The organism is Streptomyces yatensis, assembly GCF_018069625.1.
In the GTDB taxonomy this organism is placed as follows: domain Bacteria; phylum Actinomycetota; class Actinomycetes; order Streptomycetales; family Streptomycetaceae; genus Streptomyces; species Streptomyces yatensis.
In genome coordinates this window covers 6850565-6877060 of sequence record NZ_CP072941.1, presented here as the reverse complement: position 1 = coordinate 6877060, position 26496 = coordinate 6850565, and the positions used below count along the sequence as shown (strand labels likewise).

24 protein-coding genes and 2 tRNA genes are annotated in these 26496 nt (G+C 71.8%); 7 read left to right on the top strand and 19 right to left on the bottom strand.

Annotation, left to right across the window (positions count from 1 at the left end):
- Both J8403_RS28390 and J8403_RS28385 read right to left on the bottom strand, forming a co-directional pair.
- Positions 1-705 (bottom strand): type 1 glutamine amidotransferase domain-containing protein, encoded by a 705-nt coding sequence (locus J8403_RS28390; protein WP_211125644.1) that lies wholly within the window; start codon positions 703-705, stop codon positions 1-3.
- Between the two features lie 138 nt (positions 706-843).
- On the bottom strand, positions 844-1425 hold the full coding sequence (locus J8403_RS28385) for a DJ-1/PfpI family protein (RefSeq protein ID WP_246586022.1): 582 nt from the start codon (positions 1423-1425) through the stop codon (positions 844-846).
- Positions 1426-1610: 185 nt separating this feature from the next.
- Here J8403_RS28385 and J8403_RS28380 point away from each other — a divergent pair, with 185 nt between their 5' ends.
- From J8403_RS28380 to J8403_RS28360, 5 genes are all read left to right on the top strand, one after another.
- Complete coding sequence (locus J8403_RS28380; protein ID WP_211125643.1) at positions 1611-2141, top strand: GNAT family N-acetyltransferase; 531 nt, start codon at positions 1611-1613, stop codon at positions 2139-2141.
- A 239-nt stretch (positions 2142-2380) separates the two neighbouring features.
- Entirely contained in the window at positions 2381-2911 is a 531-nt protein-coding gene (locus J8403_RS28375; protein ID WP_211125642.1) for a toxin-antitoxin system HicB family antitoxin, read from the top strand.
- A 108-nt stretch (positions 2912-3019) separates the two neighbouring features.
- Positions 3020-3877 carry a DUF4097 family beta strand repeat-containing protein gene (locus tag J8403_RS28370; RefSeq protein WP_211125641.1) on the top strand — a complete coding sequence of 286 codons (858 nt, stop codon included), beginning with the start codon at positions 3020-3022 and terminating at the stop codon, positions 3875-3877.
- Positions 3878-3959: 82 nt separating this feature from the next.
- Positions 3960-4952, top strand: coding sequence for an ATP-binding cassette domain-containing protein (locus J8403_RS28365; RefSeq protein WP_211125640.1), 993 nt, complete (start codon positions 3960-3962; stop codon positions 4950-4952).
- The gene (locus J8403_RS28360; protein WP_211125639.1) at positions 4949-5731 is read left to right on the top strand and encodes an ABC transporter permease; all 783 of its coding nucleotides are present in this window, start codon (positions 4949-4951) and stop codon (positions 5729-5731) included. The genes J8403_RS28365 and J8403_RS28360 overlap by 4 nt, the downstream gene beginning before the upstream one ends.
- Positions 5732-5804: 73 nt before the next feature.
- On the opposite strand, the gene J8403_RS28355 is transcribed toward J8403_RS28360, so the two are convergent.
- From J8403_RS28355 to J8403_RS28320, 8 genes are all read right to left on the bottom strand, one after another.
- Entirely contained in the window at positions 5805-8486 is a 2682-nt protein-coding gene (locus tag J8403_RS28355; protein WP_425519837.1) for a ComEC/Rec2 family competence protein, read from the bottom strand.
- Positions 8487-8590: 104 nt separating this feature from the next.
- The gene (locus J8403_RS28350; protein ID WP_211125638.1) at positions 8591-9817 is read right to left on the bottom strand and encodes a ComEA family DNA-binding protein; all 1227 of its coding nucleotides are present in this window, start codon (positions 9815-9817) and stop codon (positions 8591-8593) included.
- A gap of 137 nt (positions 9818-9954) precedes the next feature.
- Positions 9955-10800, bottom strand: coding sequence for a DegV family protein (locus tag J8403_RS28345; protein ID WP_211125637.1), 846 nt, complete (start codon positions 10798-10800; stop codon positions 9955-9957).
- 166 nt (positions 10801-10966) lie between these two features.
- A complete protein-coding gene (locus J8403_RS28340) occupies positions 10967-11755 on the bottom strand; it encodes a hypothetical protein (protein ID WP_211125636.1) in 789 nt (262 codons plus the stop codon).
- Between the two features lie 170 nt (positions 11756-11925).
- Complete coding sequence (leuS, locus tag J8403_RS28335) at positions 11926-14802, bottom strand: leucine--tRNA ligase (RefSeq protein WP_211125635.1); 2877 nt, start codon at positions 14800-14802, stop codon at positions 11926-11928.
- A 278-nt stretch (positions 14803-15080) separates the two neighbouring features.
- Positions 15081-15153: transfer RNA gene (locus J8403_RS28330), tRNA-Ala, on the bottom strand.
- A gap of 101 nt (positions 15154-15254) precedes the next feature.
- On the bottom strand, positions 15255-15488 hold the full coding sequence (locus J8403_RS28325) for a hypothetical protein (RefSeq protein ID WP_030835565.1): 234 nt from the start codon (positions 15486-15488) through the stop codon (positions 15255-15257).
- Positions 15489-15730: 242 nt separating this feature from the next.
- Positions 15731-17395 carry an MFS transporter gene (locus tag J8403_RS28320; protein ID WP_211125634.1) on the bottom strand — a complete coding sequence of 555 codons (1665 nt, stop codon included), beginning with the start codon at positions 17393-17395 and terminating at the stop codon, positions 15731-15733.
- A 138-nt stretch (positions 17396-17533) separates the two neighbouring features.
- Between J8403_RS28320 and J8403_RS28315 the strand changes: the two genes are divergently transcribed.
- The gene (locus tag J8403_RS28315) at positions 17534-18544 is read left to right on the top strand and encodes a helix-turn-helix transcriptional regulator (RefSeq protein WP_211125633.1); all 1011 of its coding nucleotides are present in this window, start codon (positions 17534-17536) and stop codon (positions 18542-18544) included.
- Between the two features lie 22 nt (positions 18545-18566).
- Here J8403_RS28315 and J8403_RS28310 read toward each other — a convergent pair.
- From J8403_RS28310 to J8403_RS28280, 7 genes are all read right to left on the bottom strand, one after another.
- Positions 18567-18639, bottom strand: a tRNA-Ala gene (locus J8403_RS28310).
- A gap of 72 nt (positions 18640-18711) precedes the next feature.
- A complete protein-coding gene (locus J8403_RS28305; protein WP_211128461.1) occupies positions 18712-19365 on the bottom strand; it encodes a histidine phosphatase family protein in 654 nt (217 codons plus the stop codon).
- A complete protein-coding gene (gene rsfS, locus J8403_RS28300) occupies positions 19362-19802 on the bottom strand; it encodes a ribosome silencing factor (protein WP_211125632.1) in 441 nt (146 codons plus the stop codon). The genes J8403_RS28305 and rsfS overlap by 4 nt, the downstream gene beginning before the upstream one ends.
- A gap of 198 nt (positions 19803-20000) precedes the next feature.
- A complete protein-coding gene (locus J8403_RS28295; protein WP_211125631.1) occupies positions 20001-21845 on the bottom strand; it encodes an LCP family protein in 1845 nt (614 codons plus the stop codon).
- A gap of 10 nt (positions 21846-21855) precedes the next feature.
- A complete protein-coding gene (nadD, locus tag J8403_RS28290) occupies positions 21856-22467 on the bottom strand; it encodes a nicotinate-nucleotide adenylyltransferase (RefSeq protein WP_060944022.1) in 612 nt (203 codons plus the stop codon).
- A 59-nt stretch (positions 22468-22526) separates the two neighbouring features.
- Complete coding sequence (locus J8403_RS28285) at positions 22527-22694, bottom strand: hypothetical protein (protein ID WP_086710183.1); 168 nt, start codon at positions 22692-22694, stop codon at positions 22527-22529.
- A 159-nt stretch (positions 22695-22853) separates the two neighbouring features.
- Positions 22854-23006 (bottom strand): hypothetical protein, encoded by a 153-nt coding sequence (locus tag J8403_RS28280; RefSeq protein WP_156107794.1) that lies wholly within the window; start codon positions 23004-23006, stop codon positions 22854-22856.
- A 105-nt stretch (positions 23007-23111) separates the two neighbouring features.
- On the opposite strand from J8403_RS28280, the gene J8403_RS28275 reads away from it, so the two are divergent.
- A complete protein-coding gene (locus J8403_RS28275) occupies positions 23112-24338 on the top strand; it encodes a M48 family metallopeptidase (RefSeq protein WP_211125630.1) in 1227 nt (408 codons plus the stop codon).
- A 58-nt stretch (positions 24339-24396) separates the two neighbouring features.
- Here the strand turns inward: J8403_RS28275 and J8403_RS28270 are convergent, their stop codons facing one another.
- Positions 24397-25479: an SCO2583 family membrane protein gene (locus J8403_RS28270; protein WP_211125629.1), complete on the bottom strand. Its 1083-nt coding sequence runs from the start codon at positions 25477-25479 to the stop codon at positions 24397-24399.
- A gap of 315 nt (positions 25480-25794) precedes the next feature.
- Positions 25795-26424, bottom strand: a complete 630-nt coding sequence (locus J8403_RS28265) for an SCO2584 family spore wall biosynthesis protein (protein WP_246586020.1) — start codon at positions 26422-26424, stop codon at positions 25795-25797.
- Between the last annotated feature and the right edge of the window lie 72 nt (positions 26425-26496).

Below are 26496 nucleotides of genomic sequence, written 5' to 3'. Positions count from 1 at the left end.
TCACTCGGCGTGTGCCAGGGCCTTGATGAGCTCTTTTGCGAGCGGGCCCGAGGAAGCCGGATTCTGCCCGGTGAAGAGATTGCGGTCCGCGACCGTATAGGGCTCCCATGCGGGACCCCGCGAGTACTGGGTGGGCAGCGCCTTCAGCTCGTCCTCCAGCAGCCATTTGGCTTTGTCGGCGAGACCGACACCGGCCTCCTCCTCGTTGCAGAAACCCGTCAGACGGTAGTCGGCGAAGGGGGTGTCGCCGTTCGCGTCACGGGTGGCGAGGATGGCGGCGGGGGCGTGGCAGACAATGCCGAGCGGATTGCCGGAAGCGAGTGCCTTCCGCAGCAGTGCCCCGGAGTCGGGGTCGACCGAGAGGTCTTGCATCGGGCCGTGGCCGCCGGGGTAATAGATCGCGTCATAGTCCTCGATGCGCACGTCCGTGAGCGAGATGGGATGCCGCAGCTCATCCGCCGACTCGATGACGGCCTCCTCCTTGAGGGAATTCTCCTCGCCGCCCGCCATGCGGGCTTCCAGACTCATCGTGTCGACAACGGGGACGACCCCACCGGGAGTTGCCACGGTGACGTCGTGTCCGGCGTCGGTGAATACGGTGTAGGGCGCCACGAACTCTTCGGCCCAGTAACCGGTGGGGTGTCGGTGTCCGTCCTTCAGGGTCCAATAGCTCGCGCCGGTCAGTACGCACAGGATCTTGGCCATGAGACGCTCCTCTGAAGCCATTGCCCTGGAAATTGTGCTGGAAAGGGCTTGCGTCCGGGATTGCGCATATGCGGCAAGTCTGGGCGGGGTGGATGGGGGGCTGCAACTCGTGGCCGAGATGCCCCCGTGCGATCGCGATCAGGAGCTTCGCCAGACCACACCGCGCTGCTCGTACTCCATGATGGACTCGACGTTGATGGCGATGGATGCCCCACACTCCCGGGTGATCATCCATAGCGCCAGATCGATTCCGCTGGTGACACCGCCCGCGGTCACCAGGTTCCCATCGTCGACGACTCGTGCGTCGATCACCCTGCCTCCCTGGGCGGCCAGATCGGCCTTGGCGAGGTGGTGCGTCGTGCACGGGCGGCCTTTGGTCAAGCCTGCCGCGGACAGCACCATGACCCCTGTGCAGACACCGGCGACGATGACTCCGGCCTGCTGGGCCCGTACGAGGTCCCGGAGCACGTCCGGATCGTTGATCAGCTGGTCACCGCCGCCCGGCACGATCAGAAGATCGGCATCGGTGGGCTCCCAGGCGGCCGGCACCGTGACCCGGGTGCCGAAGAAGCATGTCACCTCGCCAGGTGCCGATGGCCGCACCAGGGTCGTTCGTATCTCGCCGCCCGCCGACTCGGCGTGCCCGAGAACGTCACGCGGCCCGATGAAGTCCTGCTCCTCCACCCCGTCGTACAGGAGGATCTGAACGCGCAGCGGCATCGGCTTGGTCTCCTTGGTCGGTGGAGCGTAGGCCCATATCGCTCTTCGGGAGCGCCGGCCTGCCCTACTAGTCGGGTGCGCCGGTGGAAAAGTTCCCGTCCGGCCATGCCCCGCTACGACGGCGAGCAGGACATGGTGGACATGAGTGAGGCGCCAGGGTCACCGACATTGCCTAGGCTTTCGCCGTGGACGAGACGACACCTGGCATAGACGTCAGACCAGGCAGCCCGGCCGACGCACCGGCCATCCTGGACATGCTCGACTCCGCGGTGGCCTGGATGAACGCCCGGGGCAACACCGAGCAGTGGGGCACCACGCCGTATTCGCAGAAGACGGGCGGGGTGGCGCGGGTCCAGCGGTACACGACCGAGAATGCCCCGTACATCGCGGAGTTGGCCGGAACGCCCGTCGGAGCCTTGGTGCTGGACTCCGGGCCCAGCCCGCAGATGCCGATCGCACCGGCCGGGGAACCCGAGCGGTACGTCCGGCTGCTGGTCTCCGACCGACGGCGCGCCGGCCTGGGCATCGGGGCGGCGCTGCTGGCCCATGCCGTCGAGGAGACCCGGCGGGCCGGCGTGGGACTGCTGCGGGTCGACTGCTGGGCGGGCGGCGGGGGCGAACTGGTCGCGTTCTACGAGCGCAACGGCTTCACCGCCACCGACCGGTTCCTGTCCGGGTCCTGGCCCGGACAGGTGCTGGCCCGGCGGGTCGACTGACGGCACGAGCGGGGCAGGGCCGAGCGGGGCAGGGCGGAGCGGGGCAGAGGTGCCACAGTGGCATCACGTGGCGCCACTAAAGGCGCCAGAGTGACCTAGCACGCCCTACTTGGCGCCGCATTGACACACTCCGACGTCAACACATTTCCCCAGGTCATAGACGCGTAGCGAGCCTGGACCCCACACCCACTCCCCATACCGCCTTGCGCGTGACGCCATCGTGGTGCCACTATGGCGTCATGGACCTCACGCCGTATGTCGACAACCTCCGCCGTGAACTCGCGGTGGCCGCCGAAGCCGGCGGCGAAGAAGCCCGCGAGCTGGCCGACCGGCTCACCGCTCCGCTGGAGTCGGCGACCCGGCTGACGATGCTCAATGTGCTCTCCGCCGCGATGGACGAGATCACCCGTGAACTCGCCCCCGGCTCGGTCGACGTACGGCTGCGCGGGCTCGACCCCGACTTCGTGGTGACGCGGCCGGCGGGCGACGAGGCGCACGAGGGCAAGCGCGGACCCGCCGAGCCGCTCAAGGCACCAGCCCCGGCACCCGCAGACGGCGACGACGGCGGCACCGCCCGCGTCAATCTCCGGCTGCCCGCCCATCTCAAGGCGCGCGCCGAGGAGGCCGCGAACCGCGAGGGCCTGTCGGTCAACGCATGGCTGGTACGAGCCGTGTCGGCCGCGGTCGACGGCGGCACCCCGTCCCGTACGGCGGAGCAGCCCCGCGCCACCCGCACCGTCGGACAGAGCTTCACGGGCTGGGTGCGCTAACCGCGCCCGCCTACGCCGCTTCACTCACGCCACTTCCCCCACCCCACTTCCCCCACACCACGTCCCACCAGCAGGGACGCCACAAAGACCCAAGAGGACGGGACAGCCATGCCTTCTTTCGACGCTCCCTTCGACACTCCCGAACCGATCTCGGTCACCGCCCATGTGGAGGCCGGATCCATCCGGTTCATCGCCGCCGACCGCCTCGACACCCTCGTCGACGTGCAACCCCGCGACCCGAAGAAGGACCAGGACGTACGGGCGGCCGAACAGTCCGAAGTGCGGTACGCGAGTGGTCTGTTGACCATCCGGACACCCAAGCAGCGCTATTTCGTCGGGCGCACCGGCACCGTCGACGTCACGGTCGAGCTGCCCACCGGCTCCCAGGTGGAGATGACCGGCGCCTGGGCCCAGGTGCACGGCGAGGGGCGGCTCGGCGAGGTCCGGGTGAAGACCTCGTCGGGCGATGTCCGCCTCGACACCACCGGGCCGCTGCACCTGGTCGCGTCCCACGGCACCATCACCGTGGACCGCGTCGAGGGGCCCGCCGAGATCACCACCAGCTCCGGCAGCCTGCGCGTCGGCGCCATCGCCGGCGCGGGTGTCCTGAAGAACTCCCACGGCACCACGACCGTCGGCGACGCCCTGGGCGATCTGCGGGTGAGCGGCGCCAACGGCGACATCTTCATCGAGCACGCCGAGGGCTCGGTCACCGCCACCACCGCCCACGGCACCGTACGCCTCGATGAGGTCGCGCGTGGCACCGTCCAGTTGGAGACCGCCTACGGCGCCATCGATGTCGGCATCCGTGAGGGCACGGCCGCCTGGCTCGACGTCAGCTCGAGCGCCGGCCAGGTGATCAACGCGCTCACCGCGTCCAACAGCCCGGACACGTCCGAGGACACCGCCGAGGTCAGGGCCCGTACCCGCTTCGGCAACATCAACATCCGCCGCGCCCGGGCCTGACCCGCCCCCTCTCCCGACGACCGGGATCACTTCACCGCTCACCATCGCCTTCAAAGGGGAGGGCTCCATGGAGTCACCTGTCATGCCCACGTCCAGGCAGGGCGGCGGCCAGCAGCCGCCCCCCGCCGTCTCCACCGCCGATCTGCGCAAGTCGTACGGCGACAAGACCGTCCTCGACGGCATCGATCTGCGCATCCCGTCCGGCTCCGTGTTCGCGCTGCTCGGGCCGAACGGCGCCGGAAAGACCACCACCGTGCAGATCCTGTCCACGCTGATCGCGGCCGACGGCGGCCAGGCCCAGGTCGCGGGCCACGACGTCGCCACCTCACCGGAGGGGGTGCGCGCCGCGATCGGCGTCACCGGGCAGTTCGCCGCACTCGACGACCTGCTCACCGCCGAGGAGAACGTGCTCCTCATGGCCGATCTGCTGCGCCTGGGCAAGCGCGAAGGACGCAGGCGGGCCAAGGAACTGCTGGAGCGGTTCGACATCGCTGACGTCGCGCACAAGCGCGCCGCCTTCTTCTCCGGCGGTATGCGGCGCCGACTCGACCTCGCCATGACGCTGGTCGGCGACCCGCGGGTGATCTTCCTCGACGAGCCGACGACCGGGCTGGATCCGCGCAGCCGCCGCACCATGTGGGAGACCGTGCGCTCGCTGGTCGCCGACGGGGTCACCGTCTTCCTCACCACCCAATACCTGGAAGAGGCCGACCAGCTGGCGGACCGGATCGCCGTGCTCGACGGCGGCCGGATCGTCGCCGAGGGCACCGCGGACGAACTCAAGGCGCAGATCCCCGGCAGCCATGTACGCCTGCGGTTCACCGACCCCGACGAGTACGAGCGCGCGGCCGCCGCCTTCCCCGGTGCGGCCCGGGACGATGAGCAGCTCGCCCTGCGTGTCGCGGGCGACGGCGATCTCGACGCGCTGCGCGCCCTGTTCGACCGGCTCGACGCCGCCGGTATCCGCGCCGCCGACTTCTCCGTGCACACCCCCGACCTCGACGACGTGTTCCTCGCCCTGACCGGCGACGGCCGCACCAACACCGCGCGCCACGCGAAGGAGACCCTGCGATGAGCACGCTCAGCTATGCCGTCCACGACTCGGTGACGATGCTGCGGCGCAATATCAAGCACGCGCTGCGCTATCCGGGCGTGTCGCTGGGCGCCTCCATGACGCCCATCATGATGCTGCTGCTGTTCGTGTACGCCTTCGGGGATTCGATCGGCTCCGGCATGGGCGGCGGCCGGGACGCGTATCTGGACTATCTGACGCCCGGCATCATCATCATGGGGGTGGCCGCCGGCTCGATGTCGACCTCGGTCGCGGTCTGCACCGATATGACCGAGGGCATCATCAACCGCTTCCGCACCATGAACATCACACGCTCGTCGTTCATGACGGGCCATGTCGTCGGCAGCGTCCTCACGACGATGGTGAGCCTCGTCCTGGTCGTGTGCGTCGCCCTCGCCATCGGCTTCCGGCCGAACGCCAACCCGCTGGAGTGGCTGGCCGCCGCCGGCCTCCTCACGGCCATCGCGTTCGCCGTGACATGGCTGTCGTGCGCGCTCGGCCTGATCTCCAAGACGGTGGAGTCCGCGAGCAACAAGCCGCTGCTGGTCCAGTTCCTGCCGTTCCTGGGCTCCGCGTTCGTACCGGCCGAGTCGATGTCCCCGGGTCTGCGCTGGTTCGCCGAGTACCAGCCGTTCACGCCGATGACCGAGACACTGCGCGGCCTGCTCTCCGGCTCGGAGATCGGCTACGACGGCTGGATCTCGCTCGCCTGGTGCGCCGGGATCGCCCTGGTGGGCTACGTCTGGTCGCGCTCGCTCTTCACCAGCAACACCAAGCGCTGAGCACCGGAACCCACCCGGGCAAGGTGCCCACTCATCGACGGGGAGTGGGCACCCCGCCCGGGTGTGTCCGCGCTCAGGACCCACCGTGGCCTCCGAGCACCGCGCGCAGCCCCGGGTCTCGTAGCACCGCGATCGGCCCGTCGGTGTCGGTCCGCAACACGGCGGCTCCCTGGGCGCGCAGAGCGGCGATGGTGCGGGGCGACGGATGGCCGTAGGGGTTGTCGGCGCCGCAGGAGATCAGGGCGAGGCGCGGTCTGAGGCGCCGGAGCAGCTGCGGGTCCTGGTAGGCGGAGCCGTGGTGGGCCACCTTGAGGACATCGACCTCGGGGAGGGTGGGGTGTGCCGTCCGCAGGGCCTGCTGGGCCGGGGGCTCCAGGTCGCCGAGGAGGAGCAGGGTCAGGCCCGCCGTGCGGACGAGGAGGGTGACGCTCGCATCGTTCGGCCCCTCGGCCCCGGCCGGGGCGGGCGGCGGCGCGGGCCACAGGACCTCCCAGGACAGCGGGCCCAAGCGCCGCCGCTCCCCCGGCACCGCCGCGACGACCGGGACATGCGCCGACCGGGCCCTGCGCCGTACGAACTCGGCCTGGCCCGGCGGCTCTTCCAGACCGGTCGTCTCGATGGCGCCGACCGCCCGCCCGCGTAACGCACCGGTCAGCCCGGCCACATGGTCGGCGTGGAAGTGGGTCAGGACCAGCAGCGGAATCCGGACCACGCCCAGCGAACGCAGACAGCGGTCGACGGCCCGCGGCTCGGGCCCGGTGTCCACGACGACGGCCGTACCGGGCCCCGCGGCCAGGACGAGGGCGTCCCCTTGGCCGACATCGCAGGCCACCATGCGCCAACCCGGCGGTGGCCAGCCGGTGATGATCCGGGCCAGGGGAGCCGGGCGTACGACGGCCAGCAGCACCAGCAGGGCGCACACGGCGCACAGCAGGCGGTGCCGCAACAGGCGGCGGCCGACGAGGACCACGGCCAGGGTGACGAGGGCCAGCAGCAGCGCGCCGGTCCAGCCGTCCGGCCAGTCCGCCTCGGCCCCGGGCAGCGCCGCACCAGTGCGGGCCACCTGGGCGATCCATCCGGTGGGCCAGCCCGCCGGCCAGGCGATCCACGCGGCGACCGGCGGCGCGACGGCGGCCACCGCGAGCGCGGCGAACCCGAGGACGGTGGCGGGGGCGACCGCCACTTCCGCGATGAGATTGCAGGGGATCGCCACCAGGCTCACCCGCGCGGCCATGGCCACCACGACCGGTGCGCAGACCGCCTGGGCCGCGGCGGCGGCCGCCAGCGCCTCGGCGAGCCGGGGTGGTACGCCACGGCGCCGCAGGGCCGCGCCCCATCCCGGCGCGATGGTGAGCAGGGCACCGGTGGCCAGCGCGGAGAGCAGGAAGCCGTAGCTCCGGGCCAGCCAGGGGTCGTAGAGCACCAGCGCGAGGACGGCGGCGGCCAGGGCCGGGAGCAGGGAGCGGCGGCGGCCGGTGCCGAGGGCGAGCAGCGTGATCAGCCCGCAGGCGGCGGCCCGCAGCACACTGGGATCGGGTCTGCAGACGATGACGAAGGCGAGTGTGAGCCCGCCGCCGAGGAGGGCGGTGGTCCGCAGCCGGATGCCGAGCGCGCCCGCGAGACCGCGCCGCTCGGCCCGCCCGGCCAGCTGCGGCGGACCCGTGAGCAGGGCGAGCACCAGCGTCAGATTGCTGCCGGAAACGGCCATGAGATGGAGCATGTCCGTGGCCCGGAACGCCTCGTCCAGCTCGGGCGGCACCCGTGAGGTGTCCCCCACGACCAGCGCCGGAAGCAACGCCCGCGCGTCCGGGGAGAGTCCGTCGCTCGCGGTGCGCAACCCGGCGCGCAGCCGCCCGGCCAGCCGCTGGACCGCGCTGGGCGGACCTATGACCCGCGGGGGCCCGCCGCCGTTCACTCGCACCACGGCCGCTATGCGGTCCCCGTCGCGCAGCGGCGGCGCCAGGCGGCCGTGGACACGCAGACGGGTGGACGGCAGCAGCCCGAGCCAGGCCGCCCGCCCCTTACCGGCCCTCGGGTGGACCGTCACCAGGACGGGGGCGCGGGTGGTGGTCGTGGTGCCGTCGGGGCCGGTGACCCGGTCGGCCTCGGCCTCCAGGACCACGGACGCGGGCGCGAGCGCCGCGCCCCGCACACGTGGCCGGGTGAGCCGTGGGTCCCCCGTGACCGTCACCTCGGCGGTGGCCTCGGCGTACTCCCGGGCCAGCGCGGGCACCGGGCCGCGGCGTACGTCCGCCCCGTGCAGCCCGGCGACCGCCCCCGCGGCGGCCCCGCACAACAGCACGGCCGCCACCGCCCCCGCCGTACGACGCCCACGCCATGCGCCGGTACGGGGCGGCGAAGTGGCCTGCCGCCGCCGCACGTTGTGGCTCCCGCCGGTGCCGGGACGTCCGTGAGTCCCGGGTGCGGCATTGGGCGCGGCACCGAGCGCCCGGTCGGCCGTCGGCGGCGGCGCCTCTCGCTCCCGCTGCCGAGGCTGGGCGACGCGCTGCCGCGGCGGGGCTGGTTCGAGCGCCCGTCGGCCGTCCGGGAGGGGCGCTGACGGGCGCACGTCCGGGCCGCGCCGGGGACGGGGTGCGCCGCGCCGTCGTCCACCCGATGCCGGGTCTCGTCGGCGAGCCCCGATGAGCAGCGCGGCCGCCACAAGGGCGGCAAACGTGCAGGCGAGGGCGACCATGTGGGCCGGTGCGTCCAGGGCGAGCGCCGCGGCCGCCCAGGCGGCCAGGGCCGGGGGCACGAGGCGGAGGTCGGGTGGGCCCTCCTGGTGTGGCTGTGACGCACCGCGCGGGGACGCGGCCGCCTCATGGACCGGGGCGCGGGTCCACGGGGGCCTCGCGACCGTCATGGCCGGACCAGCGGACGCAGATCGGCGAACCGGCGCTCACCGATGCCGTTCACCTCGCGGAGTTCATCGATGGAGCGGAAACCTCCGTGCTGGGTGCGGTAGTCGAGGATGTGCCGGGCCAGGACGGGGCCGACTCCCGGGAGGGTGTCGAGCTGTTCGGCGGTCGCGGAGTTGAGGCTGACCGAGCCACCGGGCGCCCCGGGACCGGCCGGTGCGTTCGCGCCGTTGGCCACGTTCGGGTCACCGGGCGCGTTCGGGCCGTCGGGTGCGTTCGGGCCGTCGGGTGCGTTCGGTGCGCCGGCGGCCGGACCTGCCGCCGCACCCGGTGCGGGTGGTCCGCCCGCGGGGGCGCCGACGACGATCTGCTCCCCGTCCACCAGTGGCCGGGCCCGGTTCAGCCCGCTCAGGTCGGCGCCCGGCCGTACTCCACCCGCCGCTTCGAGGGCGTCGGCGACCCGCGCCCCGGGCGGCAGCTTCCGCAGTCCCGGCAGGCGGACCTTGCCGGTCACATCCACCACGACCGTGCGACCGCCGCCGGTTGGGGTGAGCCGTCCCCTGGGCATCGAGCCGGGTTCCGAGGGCGCGGCGCGCGGGGGCTCCGGATCCGGTGCGCGCACGGTCTGGGGACGGCCGGTCCAGAAGTGATACGCCGCGAAGGCCACCGCGGCGAGCAGGGCGACGGCCAGGGCGGCGACCGTTCTCAGCTCCATACCGCAGCGCAGCTGAAGCCACACCGGCAGCCGCTCGCGCAGGGCGAGCCTTACCCGGTCGCGACGGCGCAGCGGACCGTCCCCGGGCTCGCCCTCAATCGCCTCCTCGAACAAGCCCTCGCGCGCGTCCCGAGGCGGCTCCTCGGGCTCGCCCCGGCGGGCCCCCTCGTTCCTGACCTCCCCGCTCCGTACCTCCTCCGCCTCCGCAGCAGACGCTTCCCCGGCCAACAGCTCCTCGTCCCGGGCCTTCGCAGCACCCCTCGGCCCGTCCCGGCTGCCCAAGGCGATCGACCCGACCGCGATCGGGGGCGCCGACGGTGTGGAGAAGAGCGCCGCCACGCGGCCGGCGCGTGCGGGGGCGGTGGGATCGGTCCGGCGGTGGTCGGTGCGGTGATGGCCCCCGGCGCGAGACGAACCGGCGCCGGAGAGCGGGCGTGGGCGGCGGCCGGCCCCGCCGTCGCGATGACGGCCGCGCCCCGGACCCGTGGTTACTGTGCGTGATCGTGTCCTCATGCACCCGACGGTAGGCACAAGCGGCCGATCGCGCCGAGCCGCCTCAATTCCCGGGGATAACCCCCAGGTTGTGGATAACTCCGTCACCCCGTCGGGTGGGGGCCTCGCTCAACCAGCTGCCGTCCGCCCACCCTCCGCTACCGCGGAGAGACCACCGCGCCCAGCAGCCCCGGCCCGGTGTGGGCCCCGATCACCGCGCCCACCTCGCTCACGTACAGCTCCGCCAGCCCCGGCACCCGGTCCCGCAGCCGCTCCGCGAGCGCCGCCGCCCGTTCGCCCGCCGCCAGGTGCTGCACCGCGATGTCGACCGGACTCCGGCCCGCCCGCTCCACCACGATCTCCTCGAGCCGGGCGATAGCCCTCGAAGCGGTACGGACCTTCTCCCGCAGCTCGATCCGCCCCTCGTCGAGCTGGAGCAGCGGTTTGACCGCGAGCGCCGAGCCGAGCAGGGCCTGGGCCGCGCCGATACGGCCGCCGCGCCGCAGATAGTCGAGGGTGTCGACGTAGAAGTAGGCGGCGGTGCCGTCGGCCCGTTTCTCCGCCGCCGCCACGGCCTCGTCCAGCGTGCCGCCGCCCTCCGCCGTCTCGGCCGCCGCCAGCGCGCAGAAGCCCAGCGCCATCGCGACCATTCCGCTGTCCACCACCCGCACCGGAACGGGCGCGTCCTGTGCCGCGAGCGCCGCCGCGTCGTAGGTACCGGAGAACTCGGCCGACAGATGCAGGGAGACGATGCCCGTCGCGCCCTCCTCGGCGGCGGCCCGGTAGGCGGCCGCGAACATCTCCGGACTTGGCCGGGACGTCGTCACCGGCTTCCGCTTCTGCAACGCCTGCGCGAGGGACCGGGCCGAGATCTCAGTGCCTTCTTCCAGGGCCCGGTCTCCGAGCACGACCGTCAGCGGCACCGCGGTGATGCGATGCCGCTCCATCGCATCCTGCGGCAAGTAAGCCGTTGAATCAGTCACGATCGCGACATGGCGGGACATGACTGGGAGGTTATCGGGGGATGGAGCCCGCCGACAGCGCGACCCCAGCGGATGATCAATTGCCTTACCCATCATGCCCTGTTCAGACGTGGCTCAGTTCCTGTTCTCGGGCCGGGTTCCGGGGTCTCGGGCCGGGGGTGTGGGGTCCCGGGCCGGATGATGGGAATCAGGCTGTGTTCTCGGGTCGGCGGGACTGCTGCTGCCAGGGCTTCTGCCACGCCTGGGGCTCCGTCTGGGGCCTCGCCCCCAGCGACGGACGCGGCGGCTCCGGCTCCCGCCCCGCCTCGGGCCCCGATCGCGTCCCCGCCTCAGGCCGGGATCCCGCCTCAGGTCGAGACCCAGCCGCCTCAGGTCGAGCCCCCGCCTCGGGCGGCGGCCACGACCCCGCATCCGTCCGCGGCTCCTCCGGCTCCACCGCCGTCCAGTGCCGCAGCGCCCCGGCCTCCATCTCGATCTCGCGGTTCAGCGAGTCCAGGTCGTCATGCGCAAACCGCTGCGTCCGCTCCTGCACCGCCCAGCGCAGCGAGTCGGCGGAGTGGGTGATCCGCTCCGTACGCTTCCGCACATCGGGCAGCAGGGCGGCGAGGCGGGACTTGTCGGGCTCCTGCTCCAGCCGCTTCAGATCCGCCTCCAGATCCTGGGCATGGGCGCTCAGCCGCTGGAACAGCACCAACGACTCCGACAGCGACTGGTCTTGCGGGGCGGCCGCCTGCAGTGCCTGGCTGGTGGCGCGCATCGAGCCACGCAGGGAGAGCCGGAGCTGGGCGAGCTCACCGGCCGCGCCCGGCTGCGCGAGCTGCCGGGCCCGGAGTCTGGTCTCCTCCACCGTGCGACGGGCCTGGTGCACCGTGCGGTCGATACCGCGCTTGGCCGCCCTGACCGCGCGAACGGCCGCATAGACCCCCGCCAGCATGATCAGGACGAAAAGCAGCAACAGGATCCAGATGGCTTCCATGTGCGCTCCTTGGGGCGGCTGGGGCGGCGGTCACGGCACGGTGGCGGTCGTCCTCTCAGCGTAAACGCGCCGGGCGGGCCAGAGGTTCCTGACGAACCCCCAACCCGCCCACAGGTGGCACTCCGCGGCGGGGACGGCCCCTTACAGCGCGGCCCCGGCCCCGCCCCGCATCAGGCCGGAACGATGTTGACCAGCTTCGGCGCGCGCACGATGACCTTACGGATACCCGCCCCGTTCAGCGCCGCCACGACCGCCGGGTCACCCAGCGCCAGCGCCTCCAGCTCCTCGTCCGAGATCGAGGGCGCGACCTCCAGCCGGGCCTTGACCTTGCCCTTGACCTGGACCACACAGGTGACGGTCTCGTCCACGACATACGCCGGGTCGGCGACCGGGAAGGGCTCGTGGACGACGGAGGCGGAGTGGCCCAGCCTGCGCCACAGCTCCTCGGCGACATGCGGGGCCAGCGGCGAGATCAGCAGCACCAGCCCCTCGGCCACCGAGCGGGGCACCTCGCGCACCTTGGTGACGTGGTTGTTCAGCTCGGTGATCTTGGCGATGGCGGTGTTGAAGCGCAGGCCCTCCATGTCCTGCCGGACGCCGTCGATCGCCTTGTGCAGGGCGCGCAGGGTGGCCTCGTCGGGCTCGGTGTCGACGACGGTGACCTCACCGGTGCCCTCGTCGACGACATTGCGCCACAGCCGCTGCAGCAGCCGGTACTGGCCGACCACGGCGCGGGTGTCCCAGGGCCGCGAGACATCCAGCGGGCCCATGGCCATCTCGTACAGCCGCAGGGTGTCGGCCCCGTACTCGGCGCAGATCTCGTCCGGCGTGACGGCGTTCTTCAGGGACTTGCCCATCTTGCCCAGCAGCCGGCTGACCTGCTCGCCCTGGTACCAATAGGCCCCGTCCCGCTCCTCGACCTCGGCGGCCGGAACGGCGATACCGCGGCTGTCCCGGTAGACATACGCCTGGATCATGCCCTGGTTGTACAGCTTGTGGAACGGCTCGACCGAGGAGACATGGCCCAGGTCGAACAGCACCTTGGACCAGAACCGGGCGTACAGCAGATGCAGCACCGCATGCTCGGCGCCGCCGACGTACAGGTCGACACCGCCGTGCGGCCGGCCCTCGCGCGGGCCCATCCAGTAGCGCTCGGCCTCGGGGTCGACCAGCCGCTCGCTGTTGTGCGGGTCCAGGTAGCGCAGCTCGTACCAGCAGGATCCGGCCCAGTTGGGCATGGTGTTGGTCTCACGGCGGAACGGCCGCGGCCCGCGCCCGTCGCCCAGGTCCAGCACCACGTTGACCCAGTCCTCGTTCCGGGACAGCGGGGTCTCCGGGGAGGTGTCCGAGTCGTCCGGGTCGAAGGTGCGCGGCGAGTAGTCCTCGACCTCGGGCAGCTTCAGGGGCAGCATCGACTCGGGCAGGGCGTGGGCCACGCCCTCCTCGTCGTAGACGATCGGGAACGGCTCGCCCCAGTAGCGCTGCCGGCTGAACAGCCAGTCGCGCAGCCGGAAGTTGACGGTGCCCTCGCCGATGGAGCGGGACTCCAGCCACTCGGTGATGCGCGCCTTGGCCTCGACGACACCCAGCCCGTCCAGCGATACGGACTCCCCCGTCGAGTTGACGATCTTCGCGTCGTACGAGGCGAAGGCGTCGTCCCAGGTGGACGGGTCCGTGCCGCGATCGTCGGACGGCTCGACGACGCAGCGCATGGGCAGCTCGAAGGCGCGGGCGAAGGCGAAGTCACGGCTGTCGTGGGCCGGAACGGCCATGATCGCGCCGGTGCCGTAGCCCATCAGGACGTAGTCGGCGATGAAGACGGGCACCCGCTCGCCGCTCACCGGGTTGGTGGCGTACGCACCGGTGAAGACGCCGGTCTTCTCCTTGACCTCGGCCTGCCGCTCGACGTCGGACTTGGCCGCGGCCTGCTTGCGGTAGGCGTCGACGGCCTGGGCCGGGGTGGCGTGGCCGCCGGTCCAGGCGTCGCGGGTGCCCTCGGGCCAGGCGTCCGGCACGATCTCGTCCACCAGGCCGTGCTCGGGCGCCAGGACCATATAGGTGGCGCCGAACAGGGTGTCCTGGCGGGTGGTGAAGATCGTGATCTTGGCGTCGGCGTGGTCGGTCACCGGGAAGTCGACCCGGGCGCCCTCGCTGCGGCCGATCCAGTTGCGCTGCTGCAGCTTGATGGCCTCGGGCCAGTCCAGCTCGTCCAGGTCGTCCAGCAGCCGGTCGGCGTAGGCGGTGATGCGCATGTTCCACTGGCGCAGCTTGGCCTTGAAGACCGGGAAGTTGCCGCGCTCGGAGCGGCCGTCCGCGGTGACCTCCTCGTTGGCCAGCACGGTGCCCAGGCCGGGGCACCAGTTGACGGGCGCGTCCGAGGCGTAGGCCAGGCGGTATTCGCCCAGGATGTCGGCGCGCTCGGATTCGGTCAGCTGGGCCCAGGGGCGGCCGTCGGGGGTCGGGCGCTCACCCGAGGCGAACTGCTGGACCAGGGTGTCGATGGGGCGCGCGGTCTGCGCCTCCGGGTCGTACCAGGAGTTGAAGATCTGCAGGAAGATCCACTGGGTCCAGCGGTAGTAGTCCGGGTCGATCGTCGCGAAGGAGCGGCGCTGGTCGTGACCCAGGCCCAGCCGGCGCAGCTGCCGCCGCATGTTCTCGATGTTGGCCTCGGTGCTGACCCGCGGGTGGGTGCCGGTCTGCACCGCGTACTGCTCGGCGGGCAGGCCGAAGGCGTCGAAGCCCAGGGTGTGCAGGACGTTGTGACCCGTCATGCGGTGGTAGCGGGCGAACACATCAGTGGCGATGTAGCCCAGCGGATGGCCCACGTGCAGCCCCGCGCCCGAGGGGTACGGGAACATGTCCATGACGAACTTCTTGGGCCGGGCGACGGCCTGGGCGTCGCCGGCCAGGTCCCCGCCCGGGTTGGGCGCCTCATACGTGCCGTGCGCGTCCCAGAAGTCCTGCCAGCGGGCTTCGATGTCGGCGGCCAAGGCGGCCGTGTAGCGGTGCGGCGCGGCCACCTCGGCCGCGGCATTGGTCTCGCTCATGGTCCTCAAAGCTCCATCGGTCGTCTCTGCCTGCGGCAACGCAGCGGATCCCTCACGCTTCCGAAACAAAAAGACCCCTCACACAGGAGGGGACGCCGCGCTGATGCCGACCGGGGCTGTTGTCGGTCGGTACTGGTCAGCGCGGCCCGCTAAGCAGAAGGCGTACGGCACGCATGGAGCCAGGTTACCGCAGGGCACTGACGGCCCGCACGGAGGTGACCCCCGTCACGCACGACGAAAAGCGGGCCGTCCGTACCGGACGACCCGCCTCCTTGATGTGGAGCTAAGGAGAATTGAACTCCTGACCTCCTGCATGCCATGCAGGCGCTCTACCAACTGAGCTATAGCCCCAGGTCTTGCTCCGCCCGGTTTCCCCGGCGGCGACGCCTACATTACACGGACGCCCCGGCCTTCCGCCAAATCGATTACCCGGAGGCCGGAGCAGAGCCCCGTTACGCCGTCGCGAACGAATAGAAACGCTTCAGCGTGCAGTGCTCGTCGAGGAGCCGACCATAGATCGGCTCCCCTTCGAGCTCGCGGTAGGTCTCAATGGGATCGCCCCTGATGATCAGCGCCCGCGCGCACTCCGCGCACCAATACTGGTAGTCGGAGTTGAGCGGCTCCATGTCGCGGACGATCGGTGTGCCGGTGCCGCACCAGTCGCACTTCCGGCTGTGGGCTCCCATCTCACTCAGCTCCAGCTATGGCCACAGGCCGTACACACGTAGGAAACACCACCGTTGTCACCGAGGACCTGGGCCACATGCTCGGAGCCGCAGGACGGGCACACAATGCCCGCTCGTGCCCTGCGGGACGGGTCCTCGATCGCATCGAGGATGCTGGTCCGCATCCCACCTGCCCTCCCCATCGGACGTGTCGGCCCCATCCCCCTCCGGCCGTCCGATTCTGCCACGGGACGACGCGCAGGTCAGCGGAGATTCCCCACTCGTCTCACCAGACTCATCAGTACTCCGCACAGCGCGCCCCCGGCCAAGGCGACGCAGGTCACCCACAGGGCGTCCGCGGAGGCGCCCACACTGGGCACCGTACCGTCCGTCGCGCCCAGGAACACGGCCCCGAAAACCGCGACGCCGGTGAGCAGGCCGAGTTGAGCCGCTGTCACCAGAACCCCGCTGGCGTCCGCCGCGTCCTGCTGCCTTACGGTCGTCAACGTCCGCGTGAGCAGGGGGCTGTAGGCGAACGAGAGTCCCGCGCCGGCGGCCGTAAGGGCGACGAGGAGCCACGGGCCGCCGTCCGTTCCCCCGCGCAGCACCAGACCGGCCCCGGCGAACGAGGCGGCCGCCAGCAGGAATCCGCCCGGTACCGTCACGGCCTGCCAGCGCGCGGGCAGCCGCTGCCAGTTGAGGCCGACGACGCCGAACGCGACCGCCATGGGGACGAACGTCAGCCCCGCCCGCAGCGGGCTGTAGCCGAGTCCGCCCTGCACATGCAGGGTCATGGCGAACATGAAGCCCGCGTTGGCCGCCATCCCCAGCGCGATACGGATCACCGCGAGCGGCATCCCCGGCGCCCGCACCACCCGTGGGGAGATCAGCGGCGTACCGCCACGCCGGGCCAGCCGTGTCTCGTACGCGGCGAAGAGCGCCACGAGGACCGCGCTCAGCCCCAGCGTGATCCAGCCCCACAGCGGCCAGCCCCGCTCCTGCCCGAGCACCAGAGGCACCGTGAACAGCAGCACGGCCGCCGCGAGGAGCACCAGACCGGGCAGGTCCAGGCCGGGCAGGTACGGGCCGCTCCGGCGGGCTGCCGGGCCTTCCGCGCGGGGGCGTGGCGGAGCGGCCGGGAGCGGCGGATCGGCGGGACGCGGCGGATCGGCGGGACGCGGCGGATCGGCGGGTTCGTGCAGCAGCCGCGGCCCAAGGATGAGCAGCAACAGCCCGATCGGCACGTTCACCAGGAAGACCGGGCGCCAGCCGAAGCCGAGGAGATCGGCCTCGACCAGCGCCCCGCCCACGATCTGCCCGCCGGCCGCGCCGGAGGCCAGCACCGCGGCGTACGCGCCCAGCGCCCGCGCCCGTGAACCGCCCGTGAACGTCCGCTGGATCAGGCTCAGCACCTGCGGCAGCATCAGCGCGGCGCCCCCGCCCTGGACGAACCGGAAGGCGACCAGCTGCCCGGTGGTGGCGGCCAGCCCACAGGCGAGCGAGGCGCCGGTGAAGACCGCGAGCCCGGTCAGGAACATCCGCCGGTGGCCGATCAGGGCGCCCAGCCGCGCGCCGGTGATCAGCAGCACGGCGTAGGAGATGGTGTAGCCCGCGATGACGAGTTGCAGCCCGGCGCCGGAGGCGTGCAGATCGGCGCGGACGGTCGGGGCGGCGATATTGACGATGAAGACGTCGAGGACGGCCATGAGCTGGCCGGTGAGGACGATCGCGAGCAGCCAGCCGGGGCGCGGCGGCCGCCGGCCGCGGACAACCGGGCCGCGGGTGGCCCGGCTGTCAGTGGCCGGGTTGTCAGCGGCCCGGTTGTCCGCGGCCCGGCTCTCGGCGGCCCGGCTGTCAGTGGCCTCGCTTTTACTGGATCCACCGAGGTCCCCCGTCGGAGGAAGGGTGGTCGGGGTGGTGTGTCTCATGGACCGAGCCTGTGGCCGGGCCGATACCGGTAACGAGAGCCCGCCGATGCTGGTAGTGGCAGCACCTGGCAGCCGCCCGCCGCTCCCGGGAGCATGGGGCCGTTCGGCCGGACGGCCAGGGGGATGTGGGGAGCGACGATGACCGCGAACACTCGGCGCAGACGGCCCGAGCTGGCCGCCTTCCTGCGCAGCCGCCGCGCCCGGGTCACCCCCGCCGATGTGGGCATGGCGCCCGGTCTGCGGCGCCGCACCCCGGGGCTGCGCCGTGAGGAGGTCGCCCAGCTCTCCGGCGTCGGCGTGACCTGGTACACCTGGCTGGAGCAGGGCCGTCCGATCAACGCGAGCGTGCAGGTGCTGGACGCGATCGCGCGCACCCTGCGGCTGGACCGGGCCGAGCGCGAGCACCTCTACCACCTGGCCGAGGTGCCGTATGTGCCGAACCGGGAGGGCGAGCCGCGGACGGTGGGCCCGGAGGTGCGGGGCATCATCGAGGCGCTCGACCCGCTCCCCGCGGTGGTCTACAACGCCCGCTACGACGTCCTGACCGCCAATGCCGCCTACGACGGCCTCTTCCCGGCCATGCTGCTCTCCCCCGCCCCCGAGCGGAACGCACTGTGGCAGCTGTTCGTGGCCCACCGCTGCTGTGCCCCGTATGTGAACCTCGATGAGGAGCTGCCGCTCCTGGTGGCCACGCTGCGCGGCGGCTACGGACGCCATGTGGGCGAGCCCGCGTGGGAGCGCTTCATCACCCGGCTGCTGGAAGCCAGCGACGACTTCGCCCGGCTGTGGCGGAGCGGGGACGTCGCGCCGCAGGGCTCCCGGATCAAGGTGGTGTGGCATGCCTCCGTCGGCGAGATCCGGCTGACCTCGACCTCGATGCTGGTCAGTGGGGCGCCGGAGACCCGGGTCGTGGTCTACACCCCCTGCGACGAGGAGAGCCGCGACCATGTCCGGCGGGTGCGCACCCTCCACGACCCGCTGATCGGCTGCCCGGTGCACGCCAAGCCGCTCTCGGTGATGCGAGCGGAACAAGCCGCGGCCAAGGAGACGGTCCCGGCGGCGGAACGAGCCCCGGCGGTGGACACGGCCCCGGCGGTGGAGCGAGCCGCCGGAAGCGGCGCGGAAAGCAGCGATCCCGCCTCCCTGTGAGGGAGACGGGATCGTGGGTCTGTGGAGCTAAGGAGAATTGAACTCCTGACCTCCTGCATGCCATGCAGGCGCTCTACCAACTGAGCTATAGCCCCGCTCTTCTCGGCGCCGAAGCGCTTCGAACGAGAAGGAGCATAGCCGGTGACCTGCCGGAAAAGGAAATCCGCTCAGTCGTCGTCGCCGAGCACCGGCTCGGGCAGCGATCCGGCGTTGTGCTCCAGCAGCCGCCAGCCCCGCGCGCCCTCGCCCAGAACGGACCAGCAGCAGTTGGACAGGCCGCCCAGCGCCTCCCAGGTCCGGGGCTCCAGGCCGAGCAGCCGGCCGATGGTGGTGCGGATCGTGCCGCCGTGGCTGACCACCACGAGCGTGCCGCCGTCCGGCAGCTTGTCGGCGGCCTCCAGCACCACCGGCGCCGCCCGGTCGGCGACCTCGGTCTCCAGCTCACCGCCACCGCGCCGGACCGGCTCGCCGCGCTTCCACGCCGCGTACTGCTCGCCGAAGCTCTCGATGATCTCCTCGTGGGTCAGCCCCTGCCACGCGCCCGCGTAGGTCTCCCGCAGCCCCGCGTCATGCGTGATCGACAGCCCCGTGACGGCGGACAGCTCGGCGGCCGTGGCCGCCACCCGCTTCAGATCGGAGGCGATGATCGCGTCCGGCTTCAGGGCGGCCAGCAGCCGGGCCGCCCGGTGCGCCTGCGCGACACCGGTGTCGGTGAGCTCGATGTCCAGAGAGCCCTGGAAGCGCCGCTCTATGTTCCAGGCGGTCTGGCCGTGGCGCCACAGGACGATGCGGCGGCCACGGCCGCCGTGCGTGCCGTTCAGCTCAGCTCACCGCCCACGCCGCCGTCCGCGGCCTGCGCCTGCGCGTACTCCTGCCCCTTGCCGCGGGTGGCCTCGGCGTCGGCCGGGAGCTCCAGCTGCGGGCAGTCCTTCCAGAGCCGCTCCAGGGCGTAGAACACCCGCTCCTCGCTGTGCTGGACGTGCACCACGATGTCCACGTAGTCCAGCAGCACCCAGCGGGCCTCACGGTCGCCCTCGCGGCGCACCGGCTTGGCGCCCAGGTCCTTGTTCAGCCGCTCCTCGATCTCGTCGACGATCGACTTGACCTGGCGGTCGTTGGGGGCCGAGGCCAGCAGGAAGGCGTCGGTGATGGAGAGCACGTCGCTGACGTCGTACGCGATGATGTCGTGCGCGAGCTTGTCGGCGGCGGCCTGGGCGGCGGCGTTGATGAGCTCGAGGGAGCGGTCCGTGGCGGTCACAGGCAAAGCTTTCGGTCGGTGGTACCTGGAAGGTCTGGCTTCCCCCAGGATCTCACGCCCCACCGTCACGCCGGATGGCCGTTCCTCGGCCGCCCGGCGTGCCCGGGGAGAACGCCGGGAGAACTCCGGGGTAACGCCCGCGGTGCCCAGGAGAACGCCCGGGGCGCCCGGGGGGGCCGGGCGCCCGGGCGCCACGGCTCAGCCCGTGGCGTCGTAGTCCGAGCCGAGGACGACCGTGATGTCCGCGTTGGCCGCGCCCTTGCCCTTCCGCACCGCCGTCTCCGGCAGCCCGAGCGTCTTGGCGACCTCCTTGGCCTGGCCCGCCTGTGCGGCGTCCGCGTAGGTCACCCGCGAGGCCGACTGCGGCGTACCGCCGCCCTCGGTGGCCGTGACGACCGTAAAGCCGCCATTGACCAGCGCGACCCGTGCGGCACCCGACCCGTCCTTGGGGCCTCCGGCGTTGGTCACGCTGACCCGGGGCGCCGTGTTCTTGTCGGTGTTCTTGACCGTGCCGCCCAGGATGTCCTTGACCACATGGTCGGTCGCCTGGCTGCTGAGCGTCCCGTCGGACTGGACCGGCAGCATGGCGGTGTCGTACGCCCCGCTCTTGGCCTGTCCGGCCAGCCTCGCCAGCGACGCGCCGAGCTGCTGCTCGGACAGCGACGGGTCGGGGATCTGCGCCAGCGACTCCACGGTGCTGGTGGCGCCCTTCGTATCGCTGGAGACCTTCTTCAGCGCCGCCTGCATGACCTGCCCGAACCGCGCGAGCTGTTTGGACTGTGCCTCGCCGGACGCCCGGTAGGTGGCGTACGCCACGGCCGCCTGACCGCTCAGGATCTGGTCCTTACCCCGCTTGACCAGGGGGTCCTCGCCCTTCTGCGGGCTGGGGACGGTCGCGTCGGTGTCGAGGGTGATCCCGCCGACCAGCTCCACGAGGTTCTCCAGATACGGAGTGTCGAGCCGCCAGGTGCCCTGGATCTTCGAGCCCAGCAGGGTGCTCAGGGACTCCCGGGTGGAGTCGGAGCCCTCGTCGGTCACCGACTTGCCGAGCGTGGTGGAGGCGCCGTCCTCGGTGGAGACGGACAGCGAGTTCGGCAGCAGGACCGTGGTGCCCTTCTTGGTGGTCTCGTTGTCCACCAGCAGGGCCGTGGAGGTGCCGCCGCCCTTGGTCTCGCGCAGATGGACGACGATCACATCGCGCTTCTGCGGACCGCCCGCGGCCGCCTGGTCCTCGGCGCTGTCGGAGAGCCCCGGGAGCTTGCCCGCGTACCAGAGGTAGCCGACACCGCCCGCCGCGGCGATGACCAGGACCACGACGAGCGCGATGACGCGGTTGCGGCCCTTACGGCGGCGCTCGTCACGGCGCTCGGAACGGGTCTCGGCGAACTTCAGCCAGTCGATGACGTCGTCGGATTCCTCGTCCTCCTCCTCGACGAAGGAGAACTGCTCGGTGTGGTACTCCTCCTGATCGGAATCCCCGGGGCCACCGGGTCCCCCGGGCCGCTTCGGCTGCGCGGGCCGGGGCCCCGCGGACCGGTGCTCCTCGGCCGAAGGCGCCTCGGGTCCGCCGCGCAGCTGCTCCGGGCTCAGCTCCTCGTAGGGGTTCGCCTCGCGCTGCGGGGGGACGGCGGCCGGGGCGGCGGCCTGTGGATAGCCATAGCCGTAGCCCTGCTGCTGTGGCTGCTGTTGCTGTTGCTGCTGTTGCTGGTGGTACTGCTGCGGCTGCTGTTGGTACTGCTGTGGCTGTTGCTGAGCGTATGGGTCGTAACCCTGCGTCTGGGTGTGCTGCTGCTGAGGCTGCTGGGGCTGGTGATGCTGCGGCTGGGCGTAGGGGTCGTAGCCGTACCCGTCCTGCTGTTGTTGCTCCCCGTACGGTTGCTGCTGTTGCTGCTGCTGTTGCTGGGCGTACGGGTCGTAACTCTGCTGCTGTGCCGCCTGCGGCTGGTAGACGGGACGCCCATAGGCGTCATAGCCGTAGATCTGCGGCTCCTGGCCATACGGGTCCTGTGCGTACGGGTCGTACGGATCCTGCCGGTCGTTCACCGGTACCCCTTCAGCAGTCGTGCCGGTACAGCTCGCGCTTGTCGATGTAGCGCACCACGCCGTCCGGCACCAGGTACCAGACGGGGTCGCCATGAGCGACCCGCGCCCGGCAGTCCGATGACGAGATCGCCAGCGCCGGAACCTCCACCAGCGACACCCCGCCCTCCGGAAGCCCCGGGTCGGCCAGTATGTGCCCCGGTCTGGTCACCCCGATGAAGTGGGCCAGCGAGAAGAGCTCTTCGGCGTCACGCCAGGTGAGGATCTGGGCGAGTGCGTCGGCCCCGGTGATGAAGAACAGATCCGCGTCACCGTTGAGCGCCCGTAGTTCCCGGAGCGTGTCGGTGGTGTAGGTGGGCCCGCCGCGGTCGATGTCGATACGGCTGACCGAGAACTGCGGATTCGACGCGGTCGCGATGACCGTCATCAGATAGCGGTCCTCGGCCGGGGAGACCTTCTTGTGGCTCTTCTGCCAGGGCTGACCGGTGGGCACGAACACCACCTCATCGAGGTGGAACTGCGAGGCCACCTCGCTCGCCGCGACCAGGTGACCGTGGTGGATCGGGTCGAATGTCCCGCCCATCACGCCGAGTCGCCGCTTGCCGGACCCTTTCTGCTCTTCCATGCGTGCAGACCCTACTGGGCCCGGCCCGGAGCCGGGGCCCATAGGGGCAATCGCCCAGCTCAGCGGTCCCGGTTGAAGCGCGTGGTGATCCACAGCAGCAGGAAGAGGATCACCAGGGCCGCACCGCCGGTCATGAAGGGGCTGATCGTCGGGTGGGTGTCGGTGTGCTCACCGCCCTCGGCCGCGAGCGTGGTCAGGGCAGCATGTGCGGTGCTGATAGCGGTCATCGCAGGCAGTACCTATCCGGGTCTAGGCGACACAACACGTCGGCCACATCGTATGCGAGGCGGTTTTCGGTCCCGCTGTCCGTCCCGCTGTCCGTGCTCTCGTCCGTCCCGCTGTCCGTCCCGCTGTTCCGTGCTCCCGTCCGTCCCGCCGGTATCCGCTCAGTCCTGCTTGTATCCGCGCAGCAGGAACCAGGCGAGCAGGGCGGCGCCCACCACGCCGACCACGATGACGATGCGCAGCAGCGCTCCCGGGCCGTCGTTGCTGTGGGAGGTGGCGGCGAGGGCTTCGGTGAGGCCAGTCATATCGGGCATGTCTCCACGCTAACCCTCGTACCCTCAGGGCCTAGGCTGGGGGCCGCCGGACGAGGGGCCCGGACCGGGCGTCCCGTCGAGCGGGCAATCGACCGAGGGGGCCAGATGAGCGACACTCATGAGACCGGCGGCGGAAGCGGGACGGGAGACGCCCGGGAGCATGTGCCCAGCCGGGAGCGGCGGCGATTCCCCGGGATCTCCTCACGGGCGTACGAACATCCGGCGGACCGCTCCGCGCTGGTCGCGCTGCGCAAGCTGACCGGTTTCGACACGGTCTTCAAGGCGATGAGCGGCCTGCTGCCCGAGCGGAGTCTGCGGCTGCTCTACCTGTCCGATTCGGTGCGGGTCAGCGACCGGCAGTTCGCCCATCTCCACGACATGCTGCGGGACGCCTGCTACATCCTGGACCTGGAGCGGGTCCCGGCCATGTACGTCACCCAGAACCCGCAGCCGACCGCGATGTGCATCGGCATGGACGCGCCGATCATCGTGATCTCCACCGGTCTGGTCGAGCTGCTCGACGAGGAGGAGATGCGGGCGGTCATCGGCCATGAGGTGGGCCATGCCCTCTCGGGGCACTCGGTCTACCGGACGATACTGCTGTTCCTCACCAGCCTCGCGATGAAGGTCGCCTGGATCCCCCTCGGCAATGTGGCGGTGCTGGCGCTGGTGACGGCGCTGCGGGAGTGGTTCCGCAAGTCGGAGCTGTCGGCGGACCGGGCGGGGCTGCTGGTCGGGCAGGATCTGCGGGCCTCGATGCGCGGGCTGATGAAGCTCGCGGGCGGCCACCACCTCCATGAGATGAACGTGGACGCCTTCCTGGAGCAGGCGGAGGAGTACGAGGCGAGCGGCGATCTGCGGGACTCCGTCCTCAAGATCATGAACATGCTGCCGCGCAGCCATCCGTTCACCACCGTGCGCGCCGCCGAGCTCAAGAAGTGGGCCGCGACCCGCGACTACCAGCGGCTCATGGACGGCCACTACCCGCGTCGCGACGAGGACGGGGACGCGTCGGTCAGCGACTCGATCCGGGAGTCCGCGACCCACTACGCGGAGTCGGTGCGCAACAGCAAGGATCCGCTGTTCGCCTTCGTCAGGGACGTGGCGGGCGGCGCCGGGGACCTGGGCAGCAAGCTGCGCGACCGGTTCACGGGCGGCGGGGGCAAGCAGGGCGGGGAGACCCCCGAGGAGGGCACCACGCCCCGGGACGAGCGCCAGGACGGCACTGACGGGGCTCAGGACCAGCGGCCGGGGGACGGACCGGACGAGCGGCCGGGGAACGGGCGGCCGGGGAACGACGACGGGCCCGGGGACACCCCGCCGCGGCGCTGAGACCGGCCGTGGCGTCACCAGGCAGCCTCTGGGGGCCCTCAGGGACCGCCCGAGGCCCTCAGGACCGCCCGTCGAGGGCGGGCTGGGTCCCGGGGGCCAGGACGCCGCACAGCGAGACCGCGGTGCGGCCCGTGGTGTACGGGTCGGTGCCCGTGGGGGCGTCGCCCTTGGCGCTCTGGCCGGCGAGCATCGGCCGCAGATAGCCGGAGGCGTTCGCGGCACATGCCTGCGGGCCCGCCAGCACGGTGCTCTGCACCAGCTCCAGATGGTGGTCGCGCAGATCGTTCCGGTCGAAGCGGAACCGCGCCTCACGGCGCACCGTGAACAGTGAGGCATGGTCCGGTGCGCGCTCGTGGGCCTGCTGGACCGCGTAGACGAAGACGTGGTCGGCGGCGACCTCCAGGGTCGCGGGGCTGCGCTCGACGACCGTAAGGCTGCCGCGGACCCGCACCGGGGTGTCGGCCAGCGTCACCTCGGCCGGGTTGAAGCGGGCCAGCCAGCCGGTGGCCGCATGCCGTCCGTCGTCGACCGGGTGGGCGAAGCTCTGGTCGAACTGGGTCTGCTGGGCCGGGTCCAGCAGCAGCCTTACGGCCTGCACCGGGCCGCCGGTGAGCACACCCGGGTCGATGGCGGACTTGACCAGGTACTCCTTGGCGGTGGTGAGCGCCGTCATCACCTGGCTCTCGGAGAAGCTCTGGGTGCGCCGGGCGCCGGGCACCGTGACCCCTTCGGCGCCGGTGCGGAACTCGGCGGCCGGGCTGCTGCGGAACAGCCGGTCCGGCGGCCCTCCGGGCACCTCACCGCGCGGTGCGAGCGGCACCACGCTGCTGTGCAGCGGCTCCACGGTCTGCGGCTGCGGCGTCTGGTACGGGTGGCGCACGCCCATGTAGACGGCCGCGGCGAAGGCGATGGCGATCAGCAGGACGAGCGCGACGGCCTGGCGCGACGCCCCGGCCCTGGCCCACGCGTGCCGGCTGCGCACCGCCCGCGCGTGCTCGCCCATGCGCTCCTGGGCGGAGAATTCCTGGAGCCGGGCAGCGCGGACAAACGACTCGTCGAATACGACGGAACGGTACTCGTCCTCACCACCTCCCGGGACGCCCTCGGGTGTCCCCTCGGGAGGGTCTCCACGCCCGGCCATATCTCAAGAGTAGGTCGCCAGGGGCGCCGGTAAACGCGGTGCTACTCCACAACTTGGGAGGCGAGTGGGGAGGAAACGCCCCATAGGCCACGACGTGCTAAGCGCTCCGCGGGAAGGGCCGCGAGGTGCGGTCGTTCATCCGCGGCCGTGCCGTGGCCGGCCACGCGGCGGAGCCGCGTATCGACACGGCCGCGGCGGAGCCGCACATGGACTCGGCCGCGGCGGAGCCGCACATCGGCACACCCCCGCACCCCCTCGGGGCGCATCCGAACCGCACCGGACTTCAGCGAGGCCGCTCAGCGATGCGCGAGGTCCTCACCGCGACGGCGGTACGGCGGAGGCGGGCAAGCCCTTGGAGCCGGACGGCTCCGGGGTGGGCGACTCCGACCCCGACGGCTCCAGGCGCGGCTGACCGCTGGGCGAGCCGTCGACGCCGCTGGTGGCGGGCGGTGGGGCGGGGTCCTGGCGGTTGCCCGAGGCGCCCCGGTAGACGGCCGTGAAGGCCAGGGCGACCACGCCGATGCCCATCAGAATGGCCAGCAACCAGGCCACCGGGCGGTGCCAGCGGGCATGACCGCGGTAAGGACGCCCCGCGCTGCCGTACCGCCCATAGGGGCCGTAGGCGTCGTCCGCGTCCCGCCCGGGGCCGAAGCGCCCGTCGGGGTCGTCCACGCCGTAGAACTCGGCCTCCTGGCCGTAGCCGTCCTCGAAGAGCTCGTCCTCGGGAGGCACCCCGGCCCTGCGGCGCCGGGACGCCTCGGCCTCGGCACGGGCCTCGGCGGCGGCCAGCATCCGCTCGATGGCGGTGGGCTCATGGATCGGGGCCGACCGCACGAAGTCCTCGTCGAAGACCACGGCGGCGAACTCGTCGTTCGTCTCGCCGTGGCTGCGCTCGTCGGGCTCGTCGCCGTCCGGGAACGGCTTGCCCCCCACGTCGTCCGGCACCCATTCAGAGTAGACCGGACGGGTCATTTTGGGCAGGGTGAAATGGTATTCGGGGGAAGATCCACCCCAGCG

What these genes read in the sequence shown, in the direction of transcription:
- J8403_RS28390 (WP_211125644.1), bottom strand. Translation starts at nt 705, where the DNA reads ATGGCCAAGATCCTGTGCGTACTGACCGGCGCGAGCTATTGGACCCTG.
- J8403_RS28385 (WP_246586022.1), bottom strand. Translation starts at nt 1,425, where the DNA reads ATGCCGCTGCGCGTTCAGATCCTCCTGTACGACGGGGTGGAGGAGCAG.
- J8403_RS28375 (WP_211125642.1), top strand. Translation starts at nt 2,381, where the DNA reads ATGGACCTCACGCCGTATGTCGACAACCTCCGCCGTGAACTCGCGGTG.
- J8403_RS28370 (WP_211125641.1), top strand. Translation starts at nt 3,020, where the DNA reads ATGCCTTCTTTCGACGCTCCCTTCGACACTCCCGAACCGATCTCGGTC.
- J8403_RS28365 (WP_211125640.1), top strand. Translation starts at nt 3,960, where the DNA reads ATGCCCACGTCCAGGCAGGGCGGCGGCCAGCAGCCGCCCCCCGCCGTC.
- J8403_RS28360 (WP_211125639.1), top strand. Translation starts at nt 4,949, where the DNA reads ATGAGCACGCTCAGCTATGCCGTCCACGACTCGGTGACGATGCTGCGG.
- J8403_RS28350 (WP_211125638.1), bottom strand. Translation starts at nt 9,817, where the DNA reads ATGAGGACACGATCACGCACAGTAACCACGGGTCCGGGGCGCGGCCGT.
- J8403_RS28345 (WP_211125637.1), bottom strand. Translation starts at nt 10,800, where the DNA reads ATGTCCCGCCATGTCGCGATCGTGACTGATTCAACGGCTTACTTGCCG.
- J8403_RS28340 (WP_211125636.1), bottom strand. Translation starts at nt 11,755, where the DNA reads ATGGAAGCCATCTGGATCCTGTTGCTGCTTTTCGTCCTGATCATGCTG.
- leuS (WP_211125635.1), bottom strand. Translation starts at nt 14,802, where the DNA reads ATGAGCGAGACCAATGCCGCGGCCGAGGTGGCCGCGCCGCACCGCTAC.
- J8403_RS28325 (WP_030835565.1), bottom strand. Translation starts at nt 15,488, where the DNA reads ATGGGAGCCCACAGCCGGAAGTGCGACTGGTGCGGCACCGGCACACCG.
- J8403_RS28320 (WP_211125634.1), bottom strand. Translation starts at nt 17,395, where the DNA reads ATGAGACACACCACCCCGACCACCCTTCCTCCGACGGGGGACCTCGGT.
- J8403_RS28315 (WP_211125633.1), top strand. Translation starts at nt 17,534, where the DNA reads ATGACCGCGAACACTCGGCGCAGACGGCCCGAGCTGGCCGCCTTCCTG.
- nadD (WP_060944022.1), bottom strand. Translation starts at nt 22,467, where the DNA reads ATGGAAGAGCAGAAAGGGTCCGGCAAGCGGCGACTCGGCGTGATGGGC.
- J8403_RS28285 (WP_086710183.1), bottom strand. Translation starts at nt 22,694, where the DNA reads ATGACCGCTATCAGCACCGCACATGCTGCCCTGACCACGCTCGCGGCC.
- J8403_RS28280 (WP_156107794.1), bottom strand. Translation starts at nt 23,006, where the DNA reads ATGCCCGATATGACTGGCCTCACCGAAGCCCTCGCCGCCACCTCCCAC.
- J8403_RS28275 (WP_211125630.1), top strand. Translation starts at nt 23,112, where the DNA reads ATGAGCGACACTCATGAGACCGGCGGCGGAAGCGGGACGGGAGACGCC.
- J8403_RS28270 (WP_211125629.1), bottom strand. Translation starts at nt 25,479, where the DNA reads ATGGCCGGGCGTGGAGACCCTCCCGAGGGGACACCCGAGGGCGTCCCG.